Origin of the sequence: Candidatus Protofrankia californiensis (assembly GCF_900634765.1) — a bacterium.
Taxonomy (GTDB): Bacteria; Actinomycetota; Actinomycetes; order Frankiales; family Frankiaceae; genus Protofrankia; species Protofrankia californiensis.
This window is the reverse complement of the sequence record NZ_CAAAFT010000222.1, coordinates 11,421-11,935: the sequence shown is the minus strand read 5'-3', so window position 1 is coordinate 11,935 and position 515 is coordinate 11,421. Positions and strand designations below refer to the sequence as shown.

At 69.7% G+C, this 515-nt stretch carries 1 protein-coding gene and 1 pseudogene; both read right to left on the bottom strand.

The genetic code is table 11. The features are described 5' to 3' along the window. Positions 1 to 254 (bottom strand): hypothetical protein (locus DD1DGNOD_RS12105; protein WP_131770146.1); only part of this gene is annotated, 254 nt, incomplete at its 3' end. Next, positions 251 to 515 (bottom strand): annotated as a pseudogene (locus DD1DGNOD_RS12100) (MlaD family protein); the annotation flags it as partial. The pseudogene DD1DGNOD_RS12100 and the gene DD1DGNOD_RS12105, both read right to left, overlap by 4 nt.

The window sequence follows — 515 nt, the reverse complement described above, 5'->3', positions numbered from 1 at the left end:
GAACGCGCGGACTCCTGCAACGCGCGCTGCGCCGGATCCCCGGCGGGCAGGAAGGACGCCGTCGTGGTGTCCGAGCGGACCCGGGTGAGCCCCATGCCCGCCGCCAGCGCCACAACCGCCAGGACCGCGAACCCGGCGCACTGCCGCGCGGACGGGCGCCACCACGCGGACGGACGCCACCGCGCGCCCGGCAGCCGCGGTGAACGGATCCACCGCGCCGCCGGGCGCCGGAAGGCGGGTCTGCGAAACCTCATCCGCCGTTTTGCTCCACCCGTGGGTACGGCCCGCTGAAGGGTCCGGGTTTCGCGCCCGTGCCGGGTGCCGGATACGGGTTGGTGTAGGTCAGCACCTCAAACGGCACGGGTGTCTGCACGGATTTTTCGTTGACCAGGGGAATCAGTCTGAGGTAATGGGCTCCGGATTCGTCGGTGTACTGGAGAACCGCGTTGAAGTTGGCGAGGTAGGCCGCCAGTTCGGGCCCGTAGGGTTTGATGTAGGACAGCATCGGGTTGACG